At 72.7% G+C, this 21,375-nt stretch carries 22 protein-coding genes and 1 riboswitch; of the genes, 12 read left to right on the forward strand and 10 right to left on the reverse strand.

The window, feature by feature from the left end:
* Nucleotides 1-427: 427 nt before the first annotated feature.
* Together ACFWJ4_RS01305 and ACFWJ4_RS01310 are read right to left on the reverse strand one after the other, a co-directional pair.
* Nucleotides 428-1,354 carry an enhanced serine sensitivity protein SseB C-terminal domain-containing protein gene (locus tag ACFWJ4_RS01305; protein ID WP_359901493.1) on the reverse strand — a complete coding sequence of 309 codons (927 nt, stop codon included), beginning with the start codon at nt 1,352-1,354 and terminating at the stop codon, nt 428-430.
* A gap of 117 nt (nt 1,355-1,471) precedes the next feature.
* Nucleotides 1,472-2,275 (reverse strand): enhanced serine sensitivity protein SseB C-terminal domain-containing protein, encoded by an 804-nt coding sequence (locus ACFWJ4_RS01310; protein ID WP_359901491.1) that lies wholly within the window; start codon nt 2,273-2,275, stop codon nt 1,472-1,474.
* A 258-nt stretch (nt 2,276-2,533) separates the two neighbouring features.
* Nucleotides 2,534-2,635: riboswitch (glycine riboswitch) on the forward strand.
* A 228-nt stretch (nt 2,636-2,863) separates the two neighbouring features.
* On the opposite strand from ACFWJ4_RS01310, the gene gcvT reads away from it, so the two are divergent.
* From gcvT to ACFWJ4_RS01330, 4 genes are all read left to right on the forward strand, one after another.
* Nucleotides 2,864-3,985 (forward strand): glycine cleavage system aminomethyltransferase GcvT, encoded by a 1,122-nt coding sequence (gcvT, locus tag ACFWJ4_RS01315; protein ID WP_380538132.1) that lies wholly within the window; start codon nt 2,864-2,866, stop codon nt 3,983-3,985.
* Between the two features lie 100 nt (nt 3,986-4,085).
* On the forward strand, nt 4,086-4,466 hold the full coding sequence (gcvH, locus tag ACFWJ4_RS01320) for a glycine cleavage system protein GcvH (RefSeq protein WP_359901485.1): 381 nt from the start codon (nt 4,086-4,088) through the stop codon (nt 4,464-4,466).
* 80 nt (nt 4,467-4,546) lie between these two features.
* Nucleotides 4,547-5,815: a serine hydroxymethyltransferase gene (gene glyA / locus ACFWJ4_RS01325; RefSeq protein WP_380538134.1), complete on the forward strand. Its 1,269-nt coding sequence runs from the start codon at nt 4,547-4,549 to the stop codon at nt 5,813-5,815.
* A gap of 162 nt (nt 5,816-5,977) precedes the next feature.
* The gene (locus ACFWJ4_RS01330) at nt 5,978-7,345 is read left to right on the forward strand and encodes an L-serine ammonia-lyase (RefSeq protein WP_380538136.1); all 1,368 of its coding nucleotides are present in this window, start codon (nt 5,978-5,980) and stop codon (nt 7,343-7,345) included.
* 80 nt (nt 7,346-7,425) lie between these two features.
* Here the strand turns inward: ACFWJ4_RS01330 and ACFWJ4_RS01335 are convergent, their stop codons facing one another.
* The gene (locus tag ACFWJ4_RS01335) at nt 7,426-9,099 is read right to left on the reverse strand and encodes an MDR family MFS transporter (protein ID WP_380538138.1); all 1,674 of its coding nucleotides are present in this window, start codon (nt 9,097-9,099) and stop codon (nt 7,426-7,428) included.
* 22 nt (nt 9,100-9,121) lie between these two features.
* Complete coding sequence (locus tag ACFWJ4_RS01340; RefSeq protein ID WP_380538140.1) at nt 9,122-9,730, reverse strand: NADPH-dependent FMN reductase; 609 nt, start codon at nt 9,728-9,730, stop codon at nt 9,122-9,124.
* Between the two features lie 145 nt (nt 9,731-9,875).
* On the opposite strand from ACFWJ4_RS01340, the gene ACFWJ4_RS01345 reads away from it, so the two are divergent.
* Entirely contained in the window at nt 9,876-10,628 is a 753-nt protein-coding gene (locus ACFWJ4_RS01345) for a TetR/AcrR family transcriptional regulator (RefSeq protein ID WP_380538142.1), read from the forward strand.
* Between the two features lie 34 nt (nt 10,629-10,662).
* Here the strand turns inward: ACFWJ4_RS01345 and ACFWJ4_RS01350 are convergent, their stop codons facing one another.
* Entirely contained in the window at nt 10,663-11,115 is a 453-nt protein-coding gene (locus ACFWJ4_RS01350; protein WP_380538144.1) for a nuclear transport factor 2 family protein, read from the reverse strand.
* A gap of 161 nt (nt 11,116-11,276) precedes the next feature.
* Nucleotides 11,277-12,212 carry a DMT family transporter gene (locus tag ACFWJ4_RS01355; RefSeq protein ID WP_380538146.1) on the reverse strand — a complete coding sequence of 312 codons (936 nt, stop codon included), beginning with the start codon at nt 12,210-12,212 and terminating at the stop codon, nt 11,277-11,279.
* 440 nt (nt 12,213-12,652) lie between these two features.
* Between ACFWJ4_RS01355 and ACFWJ4_RS01360 the strand changes: the two genes are divergently transcribed.
* Entirely contained in the window at nt 12,653-13,912 is a 1,260-nt protein-coding gene (locus ACFWJ4_RS01360) for a hypothetical protein (protein WP_380538148.1), read from the forward strand.
* A 156-nt stretch (nt 13,913-14,068) separates the two neighbouring features.
* On the opposite strand, the gene ACFWJ4_RS01365 is transcribed toward ACFWJ4_RS01360, so the two are convergent.
* A complete protein-coding gene (locus tag ACFWJ4_RS01365) occupies nt 14,069-15,238 on the reverse strand; it encodes a protein-L-isoaspartate O-methyltransferase (RefSeq protein ID WP_380538152.1) in 1,170 nt (389 codons plus the stop codon).
* A 354-nt stretch (nt 15,239-15,592) separates the two neighbouring features.
* Between ACFWJ4_RS01365 and ACFWJ4_RS01370 the strand changes: the two genes are divergently transcribed.
* From ACFWJ4_RS01370 to ACFWJ4_RS01380, 3 genes are all read left to right on the forward strand, one after another.
* Nucleotides 15,593-15,856 (forward strand): DUF2695 domain-containing protein, encoded by a 264-nt coding sequence (locus ACFWJ4_RS01370; protein WP_380538154.1) that lies wholly within the window; start codon nt 15,593-15,595, stop codon nt 15,854-15,856.
* Between the two features lie 228 nt (nt 15,857-16,084).
* The gene (locus tag ACFWJ4_RS01375; protein WP_380538156.1) at nt 16,085-16,780 is read left to right on the forward strand and encodes a hypothetical protein; all 696 of its coding nucleotides are present in this window, start codon (nt 16,085-16,087) and stop codon (nt 16,778-16,780) included.
* 94 nt (nt 16,781-16,874) lie between these two features.
* Nucleotides 16,875-17,048: a hypothetical protein gene (locus tag ACFWJ4_RS01380; protein ID WP_380538158.1), complete on the forward strand. Its 174-nt coding sequence runs from the start codon at nt 16,875-16,877 to the stop codon at nt 17,046-17,048.
* A gap of 64 nt (nt 17,049-17,112) precedes the next feature.
* Here the strand turns inward: ACFWJ4_RS01380 and ACFWJ4_RS01385 are convergent, their stop codons facing one another.
* Together ACFWJ4_RS01385 and ACFWJ4_RS01390 are read right to left on the reverse strand one after the other, a co-directional pair.
* Nucleotides 17,113-17,643 (reverse strand): GNAT family N-acetyltransferase, encoded by a 531-nt coding sequence (locus tag ACFWJ4_RS01385; protein ID WP_380538160.1) that lies wholly within the window; start codon nt 17,641-17,643, stop codon nt 17,113-17,115.
* Nucleotides 17,644-17,741: 98 nt separating this feature from the next.
* Complete coding sequence (locus ACFWJ4_RS01390) at nt 17,742-18,176, reverse strand: ATP-binding protein (RefSeq protein ID WP_359901449.1); 435 nt, start codon at nt 18,174-18,176, stop codon at nt 17,742-17,744.
* A gap of 164 nt (nt 18,177-18,340) precedes the next feature.
* Between ACFWJ4_RS01390 and ACFWJ4_RS01395 the strand changes: the two genes are divergently transcribed.
* The 3 genes from ACFWJ4_RS01395 to ACFWJ4_RS01405 all read left to right on the forward strand — a co-directional run bounded on the left by ACFWJ4_RS01395 (nt 18,341) and on the right by ACFWJ4_RS01405 (nt 20,399).
* Nucleotides 18,341-19,147, forward strand: coding sequence for a helix-turn-helix transcriptional regulator (locus tag ACFWJ4_RS01395; RefSeq protein ID WP_380538162.1), 807 nt, complete (start codon nt 18,341-18,343; stop codon nt 19,145-19,147).
* Nucleotides 19,144-19,344 (forward strand): DUF397 domain-containing protein, encoded by a 201-nt coding sequence (locus tag ACFWJ4_RS01400; protein WP_380538164.1) that lies wholly within the window; start codon nt 19,144-19,146, stop codon nt 19,342-19,344. Before ACFWJ4_RS01395 ends, ACFWJ4_RS01400 begins: the two co-directional genes overlap by 4 nt.
* Before the next feature lie 206 nt (nt 19,345-19,550).
* The gene (locus tag ACFWJ4_RS01405; protein WP_380538166.1) at nt 19,551-20,399 is read left to right on the forward strand and encodes a hypothetical protein; all 849 of its coding nucleotides are present in this window, start codon (nt 19,551-19,553) and stop codon (nt 20,397-20,399) included.
* A gap of 356 nt (nt 20,400-20,755) precedes the next feature.
* Here ACFWJ4_RS01405 and ACFWJ4_RS01410 read toward each other — a convergent pair whose 3' ends face one another.
* A complete protein-coding gene (locus tag ACFWJ4_RS01410; RefSeq protein ID WP_359901437.1) occupies nt 20,756-21,253 on the reverse strand; it encodes an ATP-binding protein in 498 nt (165 codons plus the stop codon).
* Nucleotides 21,254-21,375 lie beyond the last annotated feature (122 nt).

Raw genomic sequence — 21,375 nt, forward strand, 5'->3', positions numbered from 1 at the left:
CCGACGGTGGCCGGCCCACGGGTGCCGGTCGCCGGCTTCGGCGGTGCGGCTGCGGACGTGCGGAGGTGCTTAGGAGGAGCGGGTGTTGACGGCAGTGCGTCGTGCACAGGCACTGCCACCACGCGGGATGGGCGTCGCGTGGGCGGACTGTCGGCGTGCGCGCTCGCCCTTGTGGGGTTCAAGCACGCGCGGTGCGTTGCGCAGAACTCTCTGCCATCCGAACTGGCTTGCGCCAGCCCTGCCAACCGACAGATGCCCAACTGTGATCTGCGTGCATGCACCTCCCCGGTCTTCGGCATATACCTCTTCACATGGCTGTAACTGCCATGTCAAGATGACCGGAGCACACATCCGGAAATTCGTCCGGAAAGCATCGAAGCCGACTTGATGGACAATCAAGTCGGCTTCGGGGAATGAGTTTTGGGAATCAGCGCCCGGGGTAGCCGGGCCACGGCCGCTGCGGCGGCTGCTGCTGCCAGCCCTGCGCCGGCGGCTGCGTGCCGTACCCGTAACCCGGCATCGACTGCCCCGGGTACGGCGGCGGGGGCACCGGCGGGTACGGACCGGTCGGCGGGCGGCCCGCCTCCCGGTCGAAGAACGGCCGCGCGTTGGCGCGCATCCACAGCGCCACCGGGTCGTACTCGTCCGACATCGCCACCGTGGACACCGCGAGCCCCTCCGGGGCCACCGCGATCGCACGCTGCATCAGCGCCCGCACCGCCTCCACCGCCGGCGGCGAACTCTCGTACAGGTCGAGGCCGATGGCCAGGTACGGCTCCCCCACCGCGGGCTGCACCCAGGCCCGGCGCAGGGCCCGCACCGCGCGCACCTCGGCGGCCTGCCGCTCCAGCAGCGCGAAGAACGACTGGGCGTTCAGCTGCGGCTCGCTCAGCTTCAACGGCCCGGCCGGCAGCCGGTCCAGGCCCGCGGCGACCCGCCGCAGGTCCGCCCAGGGCACGCCGACACCGCCGCCGGGCGCGTGCGGGTTGAGCCACAGGCCCCAGCGGGTGCGGTAGAGCGAGGCCGCGATCTCCCGGCCGGAGATGACCTCGTGGGCCCGCGCCCAGCCGGAGGCGGTCAGCTGCTCGGACGAGGTGACGGCCGGCGCGTAGCCGTGGCCGCTGATCTCCATGTTCCCGTACTGGGCGTCCGGGCTGCCCGGCGTGCCGTGCCACAGCAGCATCCAGACCTGGCCGTCCGCCAGCGCGTGCAGCAGCCGCTCGTACGCGTCGTAGCGCTCCGGCGCGACGTCGCGCAGGGCGCGCTCCAACGCGCCGGGATCAGCTCCCGGGCGCCCGGCCGGTGCCTGGCCCCAGGGCCCCGGCACACCGCCCGCTCCCGTTCCCGCACTCATGCGCCCACCTCGCCGCGCCTCTTTCCCTCAACCCGCCGGCCCGTCGGCCGTCTGCACGCACCCTATGGCGCTGCACCGGCCACCGCCACGGCGACGTGCCTTTGATACGAACCCCGCTCAGCCCCGCGAATAGAACGGCAGTACCCGGGTGAGCAGCCACTCGACCACCGGGTCGTCGGCGAGGTCGAGCAGTACGAGGTGGACGCCGCCGGGCAGCGGCGCGGTTCCCAGCGCTCGGCCGAGCGCGTCGTTCACCGCGGCGGGATCGGCCGGTGCCGCCGGGTCCAGCTGGACGCCCACGAACATCACGGTCGGCTCGCCCTCGATGCTGGCCAGCGCCCTGCGGGCGGTCAACACTCCAGGCATTGCCGACAGTTCGCCCCGGCAGGCGGCCAGGAAGTGCTCCGGGTCCTCGCCCGGCACCGGCTCGCGCAGCGCCACCCGGCCGCCGGTCGGCGCCGTGGCGTCGTCGGCGGCCTCCCAGCGGTCCCCGCGCGGACCGCGGCGCAGCTCGGCGACCCCCTGCGGCGGCACCGGGATGCCCACGGCCGCGTCCGGGTTCACCGCGATGCCCACGCCCAGCGGCAGCCCGCGGGCGAACTCCCACACCGGCGCCACCGCGAAGGCCATCCCCGGCGCCTGCTGGAGGAACACCTCCTGCGAGGAGAACACCGGCACGTACGGGTCACCGCCCAGCTCGACGGTCGGCAGGTCCAGCGCCTGCCCCTGCGGATCGGCCCCGGCCGGCAGCGGCACCCACACCTGGCTGCGCGCCAGCACCTCGATCACCCTCGGCGTCGCGCCCGGGTCGCCCAGGGCCGCGGTCAGCACCTGCTCCAGCTCGTTGGCCGGCCAGGAACCGCCCGCCGGCGCCTCCTGCGGTCCGCCCCACTCCTGCTGCTGCTCCACCGGGTACCCCATGCGCCGCCGATCCCGCCCTCTGCCGCTCGGCCGCCCTCTGCTGCGCCGACGCGCAGCAGTCTAGGGCCCCCGGGCCCTCCCCTTTAGGGCTCGTGTTCGGGTGCCCCGCGGGCCCCGGTCCCGGGTGCCGTCCCGGGCCCGCGCCCGGGTGCCGCGCGGTGTGACCGGGTCCCCTCTCCCCTCGCCGTCCCGGACGTGCCATGATGTGCCCGTCCGACGGCATGCGCCGCGGGCCCCCACAACTCCATACCGGCCGCTCGAACCCGCGCGGGAGAGCCCGGAGTGCCGTTCAGGCACAGCCGGCGCCGAAGGAGCAAGTCCTCCCCGGAATCTCTCAGGCACCCCTACCGCACGGGTTAGGCACATCTGGAAAGCGGCGCCCGGCCCTGTCGTGCGCCCACCCACGGTGCAAGCCGTCATGCTGTCCCCCAAGCTGGAAACAGCTGCGGGCGGTGGGCGGTGAAGCTCTCAGGTTCGACGACAGATGGGGAGACCCACGCCGCCGCATGCCCGCGCGCAGGGTCGAACCCGAGCGGGTCCGGTCCGGCGCGTGCACCCCTGAGTGCCCCGACCGAGGAGTTCCTGGCCATGTCGTCCCTCCGCCTGACCGCGCTCGACGCGCTGCACCGCGCCCTCGGCGCGACCATGACCGACTTCGCCGGCTGGGACATGCCGCTGCGCTACGGCAGCGAGCGCGAGGAGCACCTCGCGGTCCGCACCCAGGCCGGCCTGTTCGACCTCTCGCACATGGGCGAGATCACCGTCACCGGCCCGCAGGCGGGCGAGATGCTGGACCACGCGCTGGTCGGCTTCGTCTCCGCGCTGGGCGTGCTGCGCGCCCGCTACACCATGATCTGCGCCGAGGACGGCGGCATCCTGGACGACCTGATCGTCTACCGCCTGCGCGAGGACGCCTTCCTGGTCGTCGCCAACGCCTCCAACGCCCAGCTGGTCCTCGACGAGCTGATCGCCCGCGCCAAGGGCTTCGACGCCGTCGTCACCGACGACCGCGACACCTACGCGCTGATCGCCGTCCAGGGCCCGGAGGCCACCGGCATCCTGGCGAAGACCACCGACGCCGACCTGCCCGGCCTGAAGTACTACGCGATCCTCCCGGCCCGGGTGGCCGACCGCGACGTGCTGCTCGCCCGCACCGGCTACACCGGTGAGGACGGCTTCGAGATCTTCTGCCGGCCGGCCGACGCCGAGCCGGTCTGGCAGGCGCTGACCGCCGCGGGCGAGGGCCACGGCCTGATCCCGTGCGGCCTGTCCTGCCGCGACACGCTGCGCCTGGAGGCCGGCATGCCGCTGTACGGGCACGAGCTGTCCACCGACCTCACCCCGTTCGACGCCGGCCTGGGCCGGGTCGTCCGCTTCGACAAGACCACCAACGAGGGCGCCTTCATCGGCCGCAAGGCGCTGGAGCAGGCCGCCGCCGCGGCCGAGACCAACCCGCCGAAGGTGCTGGTCGGCCTGGTCTCCGAGGGCAAGCGGGTGCCGCGCGCCGAGTACGCCGTGGTCTCCACCGAGGGCGAGCCGATCGGCCGGATCACCTCCGGCGCGCCGTCCCCGACCCTGGGCAAGCCGATCGCGATGGCCTACGTCGACGCCGCCCACGCCGCCCCCGGCACCACGGTCGCGGTGGACGTGCGCGGCAAGCACGAGCCCGTCCAGGTCGTGGCGCTGCCGTTCTACAAGCGCGCCCGCTGAGCCTTCGCCGAGGCCCCCGTTTTTCCGTTTGCGCACGTCGCGGCCGTCCGCGCGGCGGCCCGCTTCGTCGTACCCGCTTCCCATCCTGGAGAATGACGCCATGAGCAACCCCCAGCACCTGCAGTACACCAAGGAGCACGAGTGGCTGACCGCGGCCGCGGACGGTGTCTCCACGGTCGGCATCACGGAGCACGCCGCCACCGCCCTCGGTGACATCGTCTACGTGCAGCTGCCCGAGGTCGGCGAGACCGTGACCGCCGGCGAGACCTGTGGCGAGCTGGAGTCCACCAAGTCGGTCAGCGACCTGTACTCCCCGGTGACCGGCGAGGTCACCGAGATCAACCAGGACGTCATCGACGACCCGGCCTCCGTGAACGCGGACCCGTTCGGGAACGCCTGGCTGTTCAAGGTGCGCGTCGAGGCCACCGACGAGCTGCTCAGCGCCGACGAGTACGACGCGCTCATCAACCCCCAGGGCTGAGCCACCCGACGGGACGGGCCGCGTACGGCGGTCCGCCCCGTCCCGGCCCCTTTCCCTCCTCCTCCCGGGAAGACCACACCATGACGGTTCTCAACCAGTCCCTGCACGCCCTCGACCCGGAGATCGCCGCCGCGGTCGACGCCGAGCTGCACCGCCAGCAGACCACCCTGGAGATGATCGCCTCCGAGAACTTCGCCCCGGTGGCGGTCATGGAGGCCCAGGGCTCGGTGCTGACCAACAAGTACGCGGAGGGCTACCCCGGCCGCCGCTACTACGGCGGCTGCGAGCACGTCGACGTGGTCGAGCAGATCGCGATCGACCGCATCAAGGCACTGTTCGGCGCCGAGCACGCCAACGTCCAGCCGCACTCCGGCGCGCAGGCCAACGCCGCCGCGATGTTCGCGCTGATCCAGCCGGGTGACACCATCCTGGGCCTGAGCCTGGCCCACGGCGGTCACCTGACCCACGGCATGAAGATCAACTTCTCCGGCAAGCTCTACAACGTGGCCGCGTACCACGTGGACGAGAAGACCGGCCAGGTCGACATGGCCGAGGTCGAGCGCCTCGCCAAGGAGCACCAGCCGAAGCTGATCATCGCCGGCTGGTCGGCCTACCCGCGCCAGCTCGACTTCGCCGCGTTCCGCCGGATCGCCGACGAGGTCGGCGCGCTGCTCATGGTGGACATGGCGCACTTCGCCGGTCTGGTGGCCGCCGGGCTGCACCCGAACCCGGTGCCGTACGCGGACGTGGTCACCACCACCACCCACAAGACCCTGGGCGGCCCGCGCGGCGGCGTCATCCTGTCCAAGGCCGAGTACGCCAAGAAGATCAACTCCGCGGTCTTCCCCGGCCAGCAGGGCGGCCCGCTGGAGCACGTGATCGCCGGCAAGGCGGTCGCCTTCAAGGTCGCGGCCTCGGAGGAGTTCAAGGAGCGCCAGCAGCGCACCCTGGACGGCGCCCGCATCCTCGCCGAGCGCCTGCTCCAGGCCGACGTGGCCGAGGCCGGCGCCAGCGTGCTCTCCGGCGGCACCGACGTCCACCTGGTCCTGGTCGACCTGCGCAACAGCCAGCTCGACGGCCAGCAGGCCGAGGACCGCCTGCACGAGGTCGGCATCACCGTCAACCGCAACGCGATCCCGAACGACCCGCGCCCGCCGATGGTCACCTCGGGCCTGCGCATCGGCACCCCGGCCCTGGCCACCCGCGGCTTCCAGGCCGAGGACTTCCGCGAGGTCGCCGACATCATCGCCGAAGCACTCAAGCCCGCCTTCGACGAGACCGTCGCCGCCGCGTTGAAGGCCCGGGTCACCGCCCTGGCCGACAAGTACCCGCTGTACCCGAACCTCTGATCACTCCGGTGATCGTTCGGGCGGGGTGACCGGCCTCACCCCTCCGGCGTACCTGGCACTCCGGGGCACCGCGCACACTGGACAGTGCGCGCGGTGCCCCGTCCCGTGTCGGCCCCTCCCTGCCCGCAAGTCCTTCCACGAGACCAGACAAGGACGTCCCCCGTGGCCATCAGCGTCTTCGACCTCTTCTCCATCGGCATCGGCCCGTCGAGCTCCCACACCGTGGGCCCGATGCGCGCCGCCCGGATGTTCGCGCGCCGACTGCGCTCCGAAGGCCTCCTGGACGGGGTGACGGGGGTGCGCGCCGAGCTGTACGGCTCGCTCGGCGCCACCGGCCACGGCCACGGCACCCCGAAGGCCGTCCTGCTGGGCCTGGAGAACGCCTCGCCCCGCACCGTCGACGTCGACCAGGCCGACAAGGACGTCGAGCGGATCATCGCCGAGAAGCGGATCAACCTGGTCGGCGAGCACACCATCGACTTCGACCCGGACACCCAGCTGGTCCTGCACCGCCGCCGCTCGCTGCCGTACCACGCCAACGGCATGACCCTGTGGGCGTACGCGGCGGACGGCTCGACCCTGCTGGAGAAGACCTACTACTCGGTCGGCGGCGGCTTCGTGGTGGACGAGGACGCGATCGGCGCGGACCGGGTCAAGCCCGACGACACCGCGCTGAAGTACCCCTTCCGCACCGGTGACGAGCTGCTGCGGCTCAGCCGGGAGACCGGCCTGTCGATCTCCGGCCTGATGCTGGAGAACGAGAAGGCCTGGCGCAGCGAGGAGGAGATCCGGACCGGTCTGCTGGAGATCTGGTCCGTGATGCAGGAGTGCGTGCGGGCCGGCATGTCCCGCGAGGGCATCCTGCCGGGCGGGCTGAAGGTCCGCCGCCGGGCCGCGTCCGGCGCCCGTGCGCTGCGCGCCGAGGGCATCGGGCCGGCCAACGCGATGGAGTGGGTGACCCTCTACGCGATGGCCGTCAACGAGGAGAACGCCTCCGGCCGCCGGGTGGTCACCGCGCCGACCAACGGCGCCGCCGGGATCATCCCGGCCGTCCTGCACTACTACCTGAACTTCATCCCGGGCGCCGACGACGACGGCATCGTCCGCTTCCTGCTCGCGGCCGGCGCCATCGGCATGCTCTTCAAGGAGAACGCCTCCATCTCCGGCGCCGAGGTCGGCTGCCAGGGCGAGGTCGGCTCCGCCTGCTCGATGGCCGCGGGCGGCCTCGCCGAGGTCCTCGGCGGCACCCCCGAGCAGGTCGAGAACGCCGCCGAGATCGGCATCGAGCACAACCTCGGCCTCACCTGCGACCCGGTCGGCGGCCTGGTCCAGATCCCCTGCATCGAGCGCAACGGCATGGCGTCCGTCAAGGCCGTCACCGCGGCCCGGATGGCCCTGCGCGGCGACGGACGGCACCACGTCTCGCTGGACAAGGCGATCAAGACGATGAAGGAGACCGGGGCCGACATGAAGATCAAGTACAAGGAGACCTCGCGCGGCGGCCTCGCCGTGAACGTCATCGAGTGCTGATCAGCCGCTGATCCCGACAGCCTGACGGCCCCCGGCGGAGTCCTGCTCCGCCGGGGGCCGTTTCGCGTGCCTCGTACGCCTCAGGCCTTCGGCTCCGCCCGGGCTTCGGCCGGGGCATCGGCCGGGGCATCGGTCCGGGCATCGGCCGGGGCATCGGCCGGGGCATCGGTCCGGGCATCGGTCCGGGCTTCGGTCCGGGTTCCGGCTCCGGCCGGCTGCGGGGCCCGGCTCGGGCGGACCAGGCAGGCGAGGGCCGTCGCCGCGGCCGCCAGTAGGCCCCCGCCCGCGACCGTGCCGTGCAGGCCGCCGGTGACTGCCGCCCCGACGGCGTCGCGGACCTCCGCCGGGAAGCCGTCGAGGGAGGCCGGCGTCAGCCCGCCGCCGGTGAGCCGGCCGGCCTCGGCGGACCCGAGGCGCTCCGTGAGGGAGTCCGTGAGCCGCGCCGTGTAGACCGCGCCGAGCGCCGCCATGCCGAGCGAGCCGCCGATGCTCCGCAGCAGCGTGACCACGCCCATCGCCGCCCCCATGTCCCGGGGCGGCACGGCCCCCATCGAGGTCAGCAGGGTGCTCTGCATCACCAGGCCGAGGCCGATCCCGGCGACGGCCGTGAGGGCCGAGGCCAGGGCGATCGGGGTGTCGGTGCGCAGGAGCAGCAGCAGTGCGGCGCCGACCAGGGTGAGCGCGCCGCCCAGCAGCGGGTAGCGCCGCTCGCCGCCCGGCCGGCCCATCAGCCGCGCCGTCACCAGCTGGGTGCCCATCATGCCGAGCATCAGCGGCAGCAGGAGCAGGCCGCCGGCGGTGGGTGAGGCGCCCCGGGCCAGTTGCAGGTAGAGCGGCAGGTAGCCGACCAGGGCGATCATCACCGCGCCGGTGAGGAAGCCGAGCACCTGCGCCACCGTGAAGTTGCGGTCGCGGAACAGCGCGGGCGGGATCAGCGGCCCGGGGGCGCGCAGTTCGGTCCGGACGAACCAGCCCAGCGCGACCAGCGCGACGAGCGCCGTGCCGAGGAGCACCGGGGAGGTCCAGGAGTAGGCGGCGCCGCCCCAGCTGCTGACCAGGGTGAGCGCGAGGATGCCGGTGGTCAGCAGGACGACCCCGGCCCGGTCGAACGGGGCGCGCACCCGCTCGGTCCGCAGCCGTACCCCGACGCCGACCGCGAGCAGCGCGACCAGCCCGACCGGCAGGTTGACGTAGAAGGCCCAGCGCCAGCTCAGCCGTTCGGTGAGGAAGCCGCCGAGCAGCGGTCCGCCGACGAAGGCGATCGGCATCAGCACGCCGACCACCGACTGCACCCGCGCCCGGTCGGAGGCGGGGACGAGCACCCCGATCACCGAGAGCGCGCCGACCATCAGCCCGCCCGCGCCGATCCCCTGGAGGCCCCGGAAAGCGATCAACTGCCCCATGTCCTGGGCGAGTCCGGCCAGCACCGAGCCCGCCAGGAACACCATCACCGCCCACTGGTAGGCGCCCTTGCGCCCGTACAGGTCGCCGAGCCGGCCCCAGAGCGGGGTGGCCGCGGCGGAGGTCAGCAGGTAGGCGGTGACCGCCCAGGAGAGGTGCTCCAGTCCGCCGAGGTCGCCGACGACGGTCGGCAGCGCGGTGCCGATGATCTGCCCGTCGAGGGCCGAGAGGAAGATGCCGAGCATCAGCCCGATGACACCGAGCAACGGCGGCTTGGGCCGCTCCCCGGCCTGCTTCTCGGCCTGGCCCTCGGCTTGCCTCTCGGCCTGGCCCTCGACCGGTTCCGTGGCCATGGTCTCCGCCCCCTGCCCCGGCTCAGGCCGCGAACGGGCGGGCCCGGCGGGCGTCCCGCAGTGCCTGGGCCCACCAGACGAGCTGGTCGAGCATGGTCTTGGCGGCGGCGTCGGCGGCCGGGTCGATCGCCTTGCCGTCGGCGTCGAAGCACTGGCCGGCGCCGTGGAAGCTGACCGTGTTGCGGATCGTCGCGGCGTTCAGCTCGGCCAGCACCACCCGGAGCTGTTCGACGGCCCGCAGGCCCCCGGACAGGCCGCCGTACGAGACGAAGGCGACCGGCTTGCCGTGCCACTGCCGGTTGTGCCAGTCGATGGCGTTCTTCAGCGGGGCCGGGAAGCTGTGGTTGTACTCGGGCGTGACGATCACGAAGGCGTCGGCCGCTTCCAGTCGGGGCGACACGGCGGCCAGCAACTCGGCGTCGCCCGGGGGAAGTTCGCCGCCGAAGGACGGGAAGGTGGTGGGCAGCGGGGTCTCCACCAGGTCGATCCGGTCGGCGGTCAGGTCGCCGTGGGCCTCCAGGTGGCCGAGCAGCCAGTCGGTGACCACCGGGCCGAAGCGGCCCTCGCGGGTGCTGCCGACGAGGACGGCGACCTTCAGGTTCTGCTCCGTCAGGCTCTGCTCCGTGGACATGGGAATCCCCCTCCGGGACAACTGCTGTGTACGGCGTATCTGCCGGATACAACGTACACATCGGCGTGTACGTCGTCCACTGCGGATACGCCGTACACGCGGAGTGCTACGGTGGGCCCGACCCCAGTCGGAAGGAGCCCGCCCCGTGCCCGCTCAACAGGCCCCAGCCGGGGACACCCCCGCCGGCGACGACAGGCCCCCGGTCTCGCTCTGGGAGCGCCTGGCCCGCCCGGCCCCCGCACCGCGCACCACCCTGACCCCGCAGCGGATCGCCGAGGCCGCCGTCGCCGTCGCCGACGCCGAGGGCCTGGAGGCCGTCACCATGCGCCGACTGGCCGCCGAACTCGGCGTCGCCCCGATGGCCGCCTACCGGTACGTCTCCGGCAAGGACGAGCTCATCGAGCTGATGGTCGACTTCGTCTACGGCCGGCTCCCGCTGGGCACCCCCGCCGAGGGCTGGCGGGACACCATGCGCGCCCTGGCCCTCAACCTGCGGGCCATGCACCTGGCCCACCCGTGGACCGTCCGGGCGGCCACCCCGTTCTCCCTCAGCCCCCACCAACTCGCCGTCCCCGAGCACGCGTTCGCCGCCCTGGCCGAACACGGCCTGGACGCCGACACCACCATGGCGGTGTTCCGCACCGTCACCGGCTACGTCCACGGCTCGGTCACCACCGAGGTCACCCTGAACGCCCTGCGCCGCGAGCGCGGCTGGTCCGACGGCGACCAGACCCGGGCCGGCCTAGCCCCCCGGATGAGCTGGCTGATGGGCACCGGCCGCTACCCCAACTACCAGCGCTACCTCCACGCGGCCACCCGCAAGGACGACCCCGACTGGCAGTTCGAGACCGGCCTCGACTGCGTCCTCGACGGCATCGCCGCCCACTTCGCCCTCTGACCGGCCCGCGCCGGAGGCCGGCCGGGCCGACGCCCTACTCCCCGGCCTCCAGCCGCGCGGCGACGGCACCCAGCCGCCCCATCGCACGGGCCACGCCCAGGCCGTCCATGTAGTCCCGGACGTGCACCAGCAGCCCGCCCCGGGCCCGCATCACCAGCAGGCCCGGCACGGTGAACGGCTCGCCGGTGCCGGCGTGCGTCCCGACCACCTGCTGCTCGACGGTGAGCACCTCCGGATCGGCCCCCGGGTGGACGGCCACCTCCCGGATCTCCCGCGGCCGCGCCGCGCTCGGGCCCCAGATCGCGCGGTACCCGGCCCGGATCTCCTCCCGTCCCCGGTACCGCTCTGGCACCCCGGGGAACAGGAACGGGAACTCGTGCACCCCGTCCTCCGCGTAGAGGTCGGCCAGGGCGTCCGCGTCCAGGTCGAGCATCGCCCGCCGGTAGCGGGCGAGCAGGTCGAGCGGGCCGGTGGCGTTGTCGGGCATGACGGGAATCCCCTCGTACGGCACGGAAGTCGGCGGCCTCGATCGGGCCCGCCGCCCGCAAGCCCAACAGGCGGGACCACCGACGGCAACCGGGTTCCGCGAACTCGCCGCTGCCGCACGGGAAGTCGGCCGGGCCGACTTCCCGCGCAGGAGCAGCCGCCCTACCGCCGGGCGGGGAGCGCCAGGAAGGCCAGGCCGGCGGCGAGGACGGCGAGGCCGCACCAGGAGAGCGCCGGCAGGCGCTCGCCCAGGGCGGCCACGCCGAGCACCGCCGCGACGGCCGGTTCGGCGAGGGTCAGGGTGGTGGCGGTCTGGGCGGTGGTGTGCCGCAGGCCGTGGCCGAACAGCCAGTACGCGAGGAAGGTGGTGACCACCGCGAGGTGCAGCACCACGCCCGCCCCGCGCGCCGAGGCGAGCCACTCCAGGTCACCCGCGAGCAGCACCGGCAGCACGATCAGCGCCCCGCCGCCGAACATCGCGCCCATCACCCCGCCCGAGGGGTGCCCGGCCGCGATCAGCCGCCCCCCGATCAGCGAGTACCCGGCGTACGAGAGCCCCGAGAGCGCCGCCAGCAGCACCCCCAGCGGGTCCACCGCCCCACCGCCCCCGGCGAGTTCGGGGCCGAGCACCAGGAGCGCGCAGCCGAGCACGGCCAGCGCCGTGGCCCCGGCCCACCGCCCGCCCGGCCGCCCCTGCCGGGTGAGCCGGCCGAGCAGCCCGGTGAACACCGGCGCGCTGCCGAGCGCGATCACGGTGGCCACCGCCACGCCCGTACGGCCCACCGCCGGGTAGAAGGTGACCGGATACCCGGCCACCGCGACCGCGCCGGCGGCGAGCAGCCACCGTTCGCGCGGCCCGCACTCCCGGGGCAGCACGCGGGCGGCGCGGTCGGTGAGGAGCAGCAGCAGCCCGCCGAGCACCAGCCCGGCGGCCCCGATCCCCGCCGCCGGGGCCCCGCCGGGCGCCAGCGAACTGGCCGTCCCGGTGGTGCCCCAGAGGACGGCGGCGATCAGGATCGGCCCCGCGCCACCGCGCGGGCGGGTGCGGCGGGGAGCCGTGGGAAGGGAACGGGCGGGCGAGGACAAGCGATTCGGCACAGTCGTGAACTTCCGTCGTCGAAAACCGTCGGGGGAACTGGTTCCGAGAACGGGCGCACGCCGTCGGCCCACGGCGGCCGCCATCGGGCCGGGCCGGGGTCGCAGGGGTCAAGCCACCGAAGCGCGCGCCCGATCAGGCGCTGAGCGGTGGCAGCACGACGTGCCAGTACAGGTTCACGGGCCCGATGCTATCCGCCCGCACAGGAAGTCGACAGGCCCGACTTCCTGCGCGGCCACCATCGGGCCGGGCCGCCACCGGACCGGGCCCCGGCGCAGGCGCCCCACCCGCCCCCGGGACGCCGCCCCGCCCCTCCCGGGGGCGCGTTGCCCCACGCGTGCACCGACTGCCGGCCCGGGCCGCGACGTCCGGACGTAGCGGACCGTTCATCCACCCCTACGCTGAGTATCGACCCATCGACACATGCCGGAAGGACCCGCCCGTGCGCCGCTCCCGCCTCGCGTTGTCCCTGGTCCTGACCACCGTGGTCGCCTCCGGCCTGGTCGCCGTCGACACCGTTCAGGACGAGCCGTACCTGTCCGTCAGCCTGCCGGTGCTCCGCGACCCGCAGGCCCAGCAGCTGCTCCACCGCATGACGGACCCGGTGCAGGACTGGGTGGAGTCCGGGGATCCGGCGGCCGTCGGCTACGCCGGGACGGTGATCGACCCGGCGAATCAGCACGCCGACATCTACTGGAAGGGCGAGGCCCCGGCCGAGCTCCGTTCCCTGCTCGACGCTAACGCCGCGAGCGCCGGCCCCGGCTACACCGTCGACGTCCACCGGAGCCCGTACTCCCGCGCCGAGATGCGCGCCGCGATCGACCGGTTCACCGCCGCCGTGGCGCGCGACGCGTGGACGTCGATCGGCCCGCAGGAGGACGGCACCGCCATCGCGATCACGTACGCGCGGGCGACGGCGAAGCAGCTGACCGGCGGTGACACTGCCGTGCAGGCGTACTCACGGCAGGCCGCCGAGATCGCCGGGATGCCGGTGACGGCCGGCGTCGAGGAGACCCCGGTCGCGCTGTCCGGCAGCCGGCACTCCGACAGCGCGCCGCACTACGCGGGTGCCGAGGTGAGCACCGGAAAGGCGTCGTTCTGCTCGACGGCGTTCAGCGGCTGGAAGGGCGGGACGAAGGTGGTACTGACCGCCGCGCACTGCGGCGGCGGCCGGTACTACAACGGCACCGGGAGCTACATCGGCGACCTGTCCTCGGTCGGGGACGGCCTGGACGTCGGCATGATCGCGATCAGCGGGAGCGGCGGCGGCCGGTTCTACGACGGCGCCTGGTCGGACAGGGGCGGCTCGTCCCGGCACACGTACGGGGCCGGGCGGAACAACGTCGGGGACCTGATCTGCCTCAGCGGTGCCCAGTCGGGGTGGAAGTGCGACGTGCAGATCAAGCGGGTCGACGTGGAGACGACGAACGACGAGGGCACGAGGATCAAGCCGGTGGACGTCGCGGAGTCGAAGGGCGGCGACCGCCGGGCGATCGCCGCGAAGGGCGACAGCGGCGGCCCGGCACTGGCGAACCCGTCCGGCCCGAACGGCGACATGGAGGCCCGCGGCGTGATCGTGGCCGCCCGGTCGGAGGTCGGCTGCCCGGCCGGGTCCACGGCGCACCCGACGACCTGCTACGCGCAGGTGATGTACGTGCCGATGACCCCGGTGGTGAACCGGATGGGCTTCTCCATCTCCTGACCCCGGGCGGTCGTCGGTGGGCCGCGCAACGTGAGAAGTCGGCCGGGCCGACTTCCTGCGCGGCGGACCTCGGGTAGAGGGGCCGGGCTCGAAGGCGACGGAAACGGGCGAGGAGCCCCGGGCGTGAACGCCGGGGCTCCTCGGCAGGCTGCACGGTCACCGCGCGGCCGGCTGCGGGGATCCGATGGGCCAGCGCGGGCCGGTGTCCGGGGCGCCCTGCCACGCCCACTGGGAGTCGGGGGTGACGGTGACGCCGTAGTCGTACAGGTCGGGGCGCCCCAGGTCCTCCCACTGGGACCAGGCGGCCAGCAGTTCGTCGCCGAGGCGGCGCGGCCCGCCCTGGAGGAGCAGCGGCCGACCGTCCGTGCCCGGGCGGATCTCGGCCCATGAGCGGTCCCCGTCGTGGACCAGGACGGCCGGCCCGTCCGCGCTCTGTTCGGTGAACAGCACGGCCTCCGGGACGGCGACGCGCAGCGCGAACCGGAGGTGCCAGTCCTCCAGGCCGGCCGGGTCGCGGTCCAGTGCCCGGCGGGTCTCGGGTTCGGCGTCGCCACGCACCTGCGCGTACGCGGCGGGGCCGGTGCTCGGCTGGGCCGGGCCGGTCCGGTCGCCCATGAACTGGGCCAGGCCGTGGACCCAGCCGTGGGCGGCGGCACCGTCGTCGGCGACGGTGAGGGCGACGTACCCCAGCCGCCCCCAGGGGTAGACGATCCGTCCGCCCGGCCGGACCGCCGCCACCCAGGACCAGGGGACGGTCTCGACGGCGTAGGCGGCGTGGAGGCGGTCGACCGGGCCGCCGCCCGGCACCCCGCCGCCGGTACCGTCCCCGGCCGTTGCCTCGACGTCGAGCCCGGCGTCCGCGAGCCTGGCCCGGGCAAACGCGGCCAGGTGCTCGTCGACCTCGGTGGTGACCACCCGGCCCGGCCCGGCCCGCCAGGCGGACAGCGCCGCAGTCCAGCCCTGCCCCGTGCCGATGTCCCACACCCGGTGCCCGGGTTCCACCCGGAGGCTGTCCAGCATGTCCGCCACCACGGAGGGCGCGGACAGCGACGACGACGGGAGGCCGCCGGTGAGCTGGGTGACGGCTGGCGCATCGACGCCGGAGTACAGCTCGGCGGCCCACCTGTCCCGGTCCTCCGCGCGGTCGATCGGCACGTAGGCCCAGCCGTCCCACTGCCACAACCGGTCCGGCGCGAACCAGTCGCGCGGCAGCACGGCGAAGGCGTCGCGCAGCCACGGCGAATCCTCCGGCCACGCCCCGCGCCGCTCCATCTCCACGTACAGGCCTGCCCGATACCCGGCCATGCCCCCGTCGTCGCTCGTCATCACTTCTTGTGCTTGCCGTTGCTCGGCGGCGGCGGGGTGACCTTCCCATCGGCGTTGTTCGGCGGCGGAGTCCCCTGGCTCGGGTCCTGCGGCGGCTTCGAGTGCTCTCCCATGCTGTTCTCCTGTCGCTGGGACGGACACAACCGGTTGCCATCCTGGCGCCGCATCGCGTCCAAAGGTAGGGGCGTGCGGGAGCGGCCATGGGCGCGTCCGGTGGCCTTTGCCCTGTTCGGCGGGCGTCATCATGGTTCGCTCCGGATGCAGGCTTGGGTACCGACGGTCTTAAGGTCGAGGCATCGGCTGGTTGACGAGAAACAGGTTGTACGGATGTCTTTGGAGCGGGATCGCCGACGGATGCTGCGCGACGCCTACAAGGCGGAGAGCAAGCGTGATGAGTGGAATGTGCTCGGCATCGACCGCCAACAACTCGACGATCTCCTCGATCACGTCGAAGCTCGCCTCGCGGATGCAGGCTGCGATCACACGCTGAGGCACTCCCGGACATGGGCGGAGTCCAGGTCGGTGGCGTGGTCCGAGCTGGAAGCGGGTCTACTGACCGGCGGCGCCGGCTGCGACTGCGAGGTGCTCTCGAACGTCGACCCGGACGAACGGGTCTGATGCCACTCGGGTGACGTTCGCCCTGGGAACGTTCGCCGCCGCCCACGCCACGACCCGCTGGTATCGAGGTGGACGGCCGAGGACGTGGCCGCACATCCGATGGCCACCCCGTCCGCGATGTCCCTGGGTGGTCTGTCCCGTGAGGCTGGGGATGCGGCTGCCACCGGAGGCGTCGGCGCCCGGAAAACCCCGGCGGGCGTTCCGGGCGCTGCCGTAGGATCCGGCCCCGTGCAGAGTGACGATACGACCGATTTCGAGAGTGCCCAGGGGGCCGAGAAGCCCAGCGGCCTCCGGGCGATCTGGGCGAACACCCTGGAGCCGGTGGCTCCGCTGCCCTGGTACCGGCGGGTGCCCCGCAAGGCTGTGATCGCGGGGGTCGTGGTCGTCGGCCTGTTCACCGCACTGACCGTCGCGGCGGTGACCGGGGCCGGCGCCCCGACGCGGCACCGGATCGTGCTCACGGACCGGATCGGCGACCAGGTGCGGCTCCCGGACGAGGACAGCACCTTGGCCCTGCGCGCCGACTACGAGCGGCGGATGACGGCCCTGCGGCCGTACCGGGAGCTGACGGTGGCCGGCTACGGCGCCGCCGGGTCGCCCAGGACGACGCTGACCGTGATCGGGTTGACCGGCAGCTACCCGGACGTCCGGCGGGAGCTGGACAAGTACTTCGGCAGGCTGACGATGAGAGACCCGTCGGGTGATCCGGTGGTTGACCGCCAGGACTATCCGACCGGCCCCCTCGGCGGCGCGCTGGACTGCGCGGTGCTCGACTACCCTGCCGCGTTCCAGACCACCTGCGCCTGGGCGGACGGCACCACCGTCGGCATCGTCGTCGACGAGACGGGCGCCAGCGAGCCCGAGGAACTGGCCCGGCGCACACTGGACATCCGGGCCGCCGTCGAGGTCGAGGCGAAGGACTGATCGACGGCCCGGCCGGAACTGTCGGACACGTCTTGGCGTCGCCGGAATGAAACCCAACCTTGTGGACCCGGCAACGGTCACCACGGAGATGGCCGTGCGGATTCGCACGTGGCGAGTCGACGAGGAGTTCAGCCGGCGCGCCGTGGCCCGGGCCGCCACCGACCTGTGGGGCTCCGAGTACGGCAGCAATCAGATCTACGGCAGGGACCTCTGCGTGGCCGCCGCGAAGGTGCTGGGCGAAGACCCCGACGGGGAACCGTGGAACTGACCCGGGGGGGTGAGCACAGGAAGTCGGGCGGGCCGACTTCCTGTGCGGGCGGCGAACCTTGTGGTCAGTCGCGGGCCGGTGGCGGGGACCACAGGCCGAGCCACTGGTCGGCGCCGAAGGCCTCGAAGCGCTCCACCTCCGTGAAGCCCAGCTTCGCCGCGAGGCGCATCGAGGGGAGGTTGGCGGTCTGGGTGGCGAGCACCACCGGCTCGCCGGGGAGCACCCCGGCGAACCAGTCGAGCGCCGCCGCACACGCCTCGGCGGCGTAGCCGCGCCCCCACGCCTGCGGCAGGAACAGGTAGCCGAGCTCGGCCCTCTCGCCGACCCGGCCGACGCGCCCCGCCTCCTTGCGGAGCAGGACCTGGCCGATCGTCTCCCCGTCGAGATCGACCGCGAGGACGCCGGGGCTGCGGCTGGGCGCCCCGGGCATCTCGCGCTCGATCTCGTCACGCGGCCGGGCCCCACCGAGGTAGGTGTTCACCTCCGGCGAGGCCAGCAGCTCGATGAACGCCGCACGGTCCCGGGCCTCGGGCTCGCGGAGCACGAGCCGCTCGGTCCTGATCGGGGCGGACGGCGGCCAGGGAAGGGGGCGCACGGTGGTCTCCTGATCCTCTCGGGCGGCGACTTCCGGCGCCGTCGAAGATCAGGACGCGCTCCGGTGCGACGCCAGTTGCGTGCGCCCGGAGAACGGGCTCAGCCGTGCGGGTTGGCCGGGGTGGGGAGGGCCAGTTCACACCAGACGGTCTTGCCGATGTAACCCTCACCACGCAGGTGGGCACCCCAGGAGGTGGAGAGGGAGGCGACGAGTCCGAGGCCACGGCCCGACTCGTCGTCGAGGGTCGCGTGGCGCAGGGTCGGGAGGTTGGCGTTCGCATCGGAGACCTCGATGCGGAGGAGGGAGTCGGTGGGGAGGAGGACGCGGACGCCGATCATCCGGTCGCGCTGGGAGCGGGCGTGACGGCAGGCGTTGGTGACGAGTTCGCTGAGGAGGACGAGCCCGGTCTCGGCGGAGTCGACGGGCACCTCCCACTCGAAGGCCTGCCGGATGAAACGGATCCGGGCACGGCCGGCGCTGCGAGGGAGGCGGGGGAACATCCACTCGACGACATCGACGGGGTGAGTGAGCATCAGAGTCCTTGGGGGGGCGTACGGACGGCTTCACTCGGGAGAGCTGAGTTCGGCCATTTCACCCTTCAAGCGTCGGCAGCCGGGCATAGCCTCAGCAGTAACGCGATATGTACAGCGAGAGCTTGAACCGCCCTGTGACCAGGGCAGGAAGGAGCACGGGGGCCGTGAGCACGCCGAAGGAGAACCCGATGTCGTGGAAGTACTGCGGCGATCAGCTCAAGCGGTGGCGTGCGAAGGCGGGCGTGACCCGGGAGCAGCTGAGCAAGGCGGCCTCCTATGACATCGAGAGCGTGCGGTCGATGGAGGCAGGGAGGCGGCGACCGTCGCTCAAGCTGCTTCAGGCTGCGGATGAACTGTGCGACGCGAAGGGGATGTTGCTGGGGGCAGCGGACTACCTGGCGCCTGAGAAGTTCCCCTCCTTCTCGCAGGACTTCATGAAGTACGAACCCGAGGCAACTGTCTTGGGCTCGTACGAGAACCAGCTCATTCCTGGATTGCTTCAGACCGAGGCCACCGTCCGATCCCTGTTGAATGCACACTGGCCTCCGCTGGATGACGACACCGTGGAGGAACAAGTCGCGGCCCGATTGGCCCGGCAGGTGATCCTGAGCAAGCAGACCAAGTCATTCAGCTTCCTCATCGATGAGTTCGCTCTCCTGCGCCAGGTCGGCACCGCTTCGGACCACAGGGACCAGCTCAATCACCTCCTTGACGCCGGCAAGCCCAGGCACATCGACATTCAGGTGGTACCCGCCCGGTGTCTTCACCCGGGAGTCAATGGCGCATTCGTCCTGCTGGAGACTGCCGATCATGAACGCCTTGTCTACGAGGAAGGGCAGTCCATGGGCGTGCTGTCTGCCGACCCGGAGAAGGTGAACCTGCTATGGCAACGCCATGCGATGATCCTCCGGCAGGCCCTCAGTCCGGAGGAGTCGGCCACTTTCATCAACAAGTTGGCGGAGGAGCTATGAGCACCGACCTGGCCTGGGTGAAGTCCAGCTACAGCGGAACAGAGGGCGGCAACTGCATCGAGGTCGCCCCCTGCCCCTCCACCGTCCACGTCCGCGACTCCAAGGACAAGACGGGGCCGACCCTCGCCTTCTCCCCCGCCGCCTGGTCCACCTTCGTTGCCTTCGCGGCCGAAGCTCAAGCCACCGAGCCCGAGTGACCCCTTAGTGGAACGGGTGGGTAACCACCTTCCAACCACCCCCGCACGCAGCAGATATGACTTATCGTCACGACTTCTCCACGGGCAGTTCCCCCATGTAGCGTGCGCACTAACGAAACAACCCCCGCCGGTGCAGCAACACCGAACGGGGGTCTGACCGGCACGATCGAAGGCTCGATCCTGTGGCTACCCAGAACTCTACCGTCATGGCGTCCCCCGGATACGGCAAGCAGTCGGCCCCCGGGCAACTCCCCCCGGCGGCAGACGACTTCACTCACCTCCCGGCCCGCGAGGCATACCTCGCCAGCCTGATCAACCAGCTCCCCGACGGCGCCGCGATGGACGTGAAGACCCTCGCCGCACACCAGCCCCTCTTCGGGCAGATGGCCGTCCGCTCGGCCCTCAACAAGCTCTCCACCGCAGGTCACCTGCGCCGTGTCCGGGAACGGGTCAACGCCGAACACCCCCAGTGGGTGTTCCGCACCTACTTCTCCCGGACGCCCCGCTCCGACGCCTGGTGGAACCACTTCCTCGCCACCGGGGGCGCCGGGGAGGCGTCAACGGATTCCGCACCCGATCCCCCGGAAGAGCGAACGCGCAACCGCACCCCCCTCACCTCGGTGGCCTATGCCGCCCTCGCCGGCCTCGGCATCGCGGACGCCCGCCTCTCCCTGTCCGCCACCGACTGCGAAGCGCTCGAACCGCTCGCCGCCGAATGGTTCGCCCGGGGCGCCACCCTGGCCCTCTTCATGAACGCCCTCACGTCGGGCCTGCCCACCCCGATCCACAGCGCGGCGGCCCTCACCCGCCGTCGCCTGATCGACAAGCTTCCGCCCGAACGCCCGCATCTGCCGGAAGCCGTCCGCATCCCCGAGTGCACCGACTGTCGGACCCCCTGCCGACCGCAGGCCCTCCTCGGCGGCCTCTGCCGCGCCTGCCGCAGCGGCAGCGGAACCGCGACCCCACCGCCCCGCTCCGGCGGTCTCTCCCCGACCGCCGTCCGCGCGCACGCCGCGCGAGCCCGCCAAGCCATGGTCACATCGCCGCGATCGTGAATATTCACAGGCAATGGCGTTAACCCATGCAAAATCCAAAGGTGAACTAGGTAACAAGCCTTGCATTCCAAGACGCCTGGTTTGCCCGCATGCTGAGATCCGTGCGATAGTCGAAGCAGCCCAACGGCGGGCGACACCGCACGCCGCCCTGGGCCGATGACTTCGGCGGGCCCGACCTGGCACTGCCGACGCCCATCGCGCGGCACGCACCCCCTTGGCCGGCGCGATGACCTGCAAGGGCCCCCGCCCGCCGGACCACGGCGAATCCGGGGGCCTTGCGTGTTTTCCGGGGAAACCATCGGACCCGCCCGGACCCCAGAGCCACCCCCCGGGCCCTGAGCGGCCCGCCCCGACCCTCAGGGCCGCTCGCGCACCTTCAGCTCGAACCAGACGCCCTTGCCCCGCGGCAGCAGGTCCGCGCCCCAGCGGTCGGCGAGGTCGTCGACGATCTTCAGCCCCCGCCCCCGCTCGTTCACCGGCCTGGCCTCGGCGAGGATCATGCAGGGCAGCGCCCGGGAGGAGTCCCGGACCTCGATCCGGAGCCAGCCGGGCTTGCGGCTGACGTGCAGGCCGATGGTGCGCCCGGCGGCGTGCCGCACCGCGTTGGCGACCAGCTCGCTGGTGAGCAACTCCCCGGCCTCCAGGTGCTGGTGGAGCTCCCAGGACTCCAGGACGGAGAGCACCAGCCTGCGGGCCACCGGGCCGGACTCCGGCCGGGACGGCAGCCGCACCTCGTTGGGCGCCGACTGGTCGCACAGTCTGCCGGAGTACAGCTCCTCCAGCTCCTCGGAGGTGAGCCGTTCCAGCGCCGAGAGCCCGCCGCCCTGGACGTCGATCCAGGAAACCTCGGCCACCGCGCCGACCCCGGGAACCGATGACTGATCTGCTTCGCCCCAACCCGCCATGCGGACCATCATTGCGGAACGCAAGCAGCCGCGTACGGACAATGAGCAAACGATCTCCGCGAGTCGGCATA

This window comes from Kitasatospora sp. NPDC127067, from assembly GCF_042724755.1.
Taxonomy (GTDB): domain Bacteria; phylum Actinomycetota; class Actinomycetes; order Streptomycetales; family Streptomycetaceae; genus Kitasatospora; species Kitasatospora lactacystinica.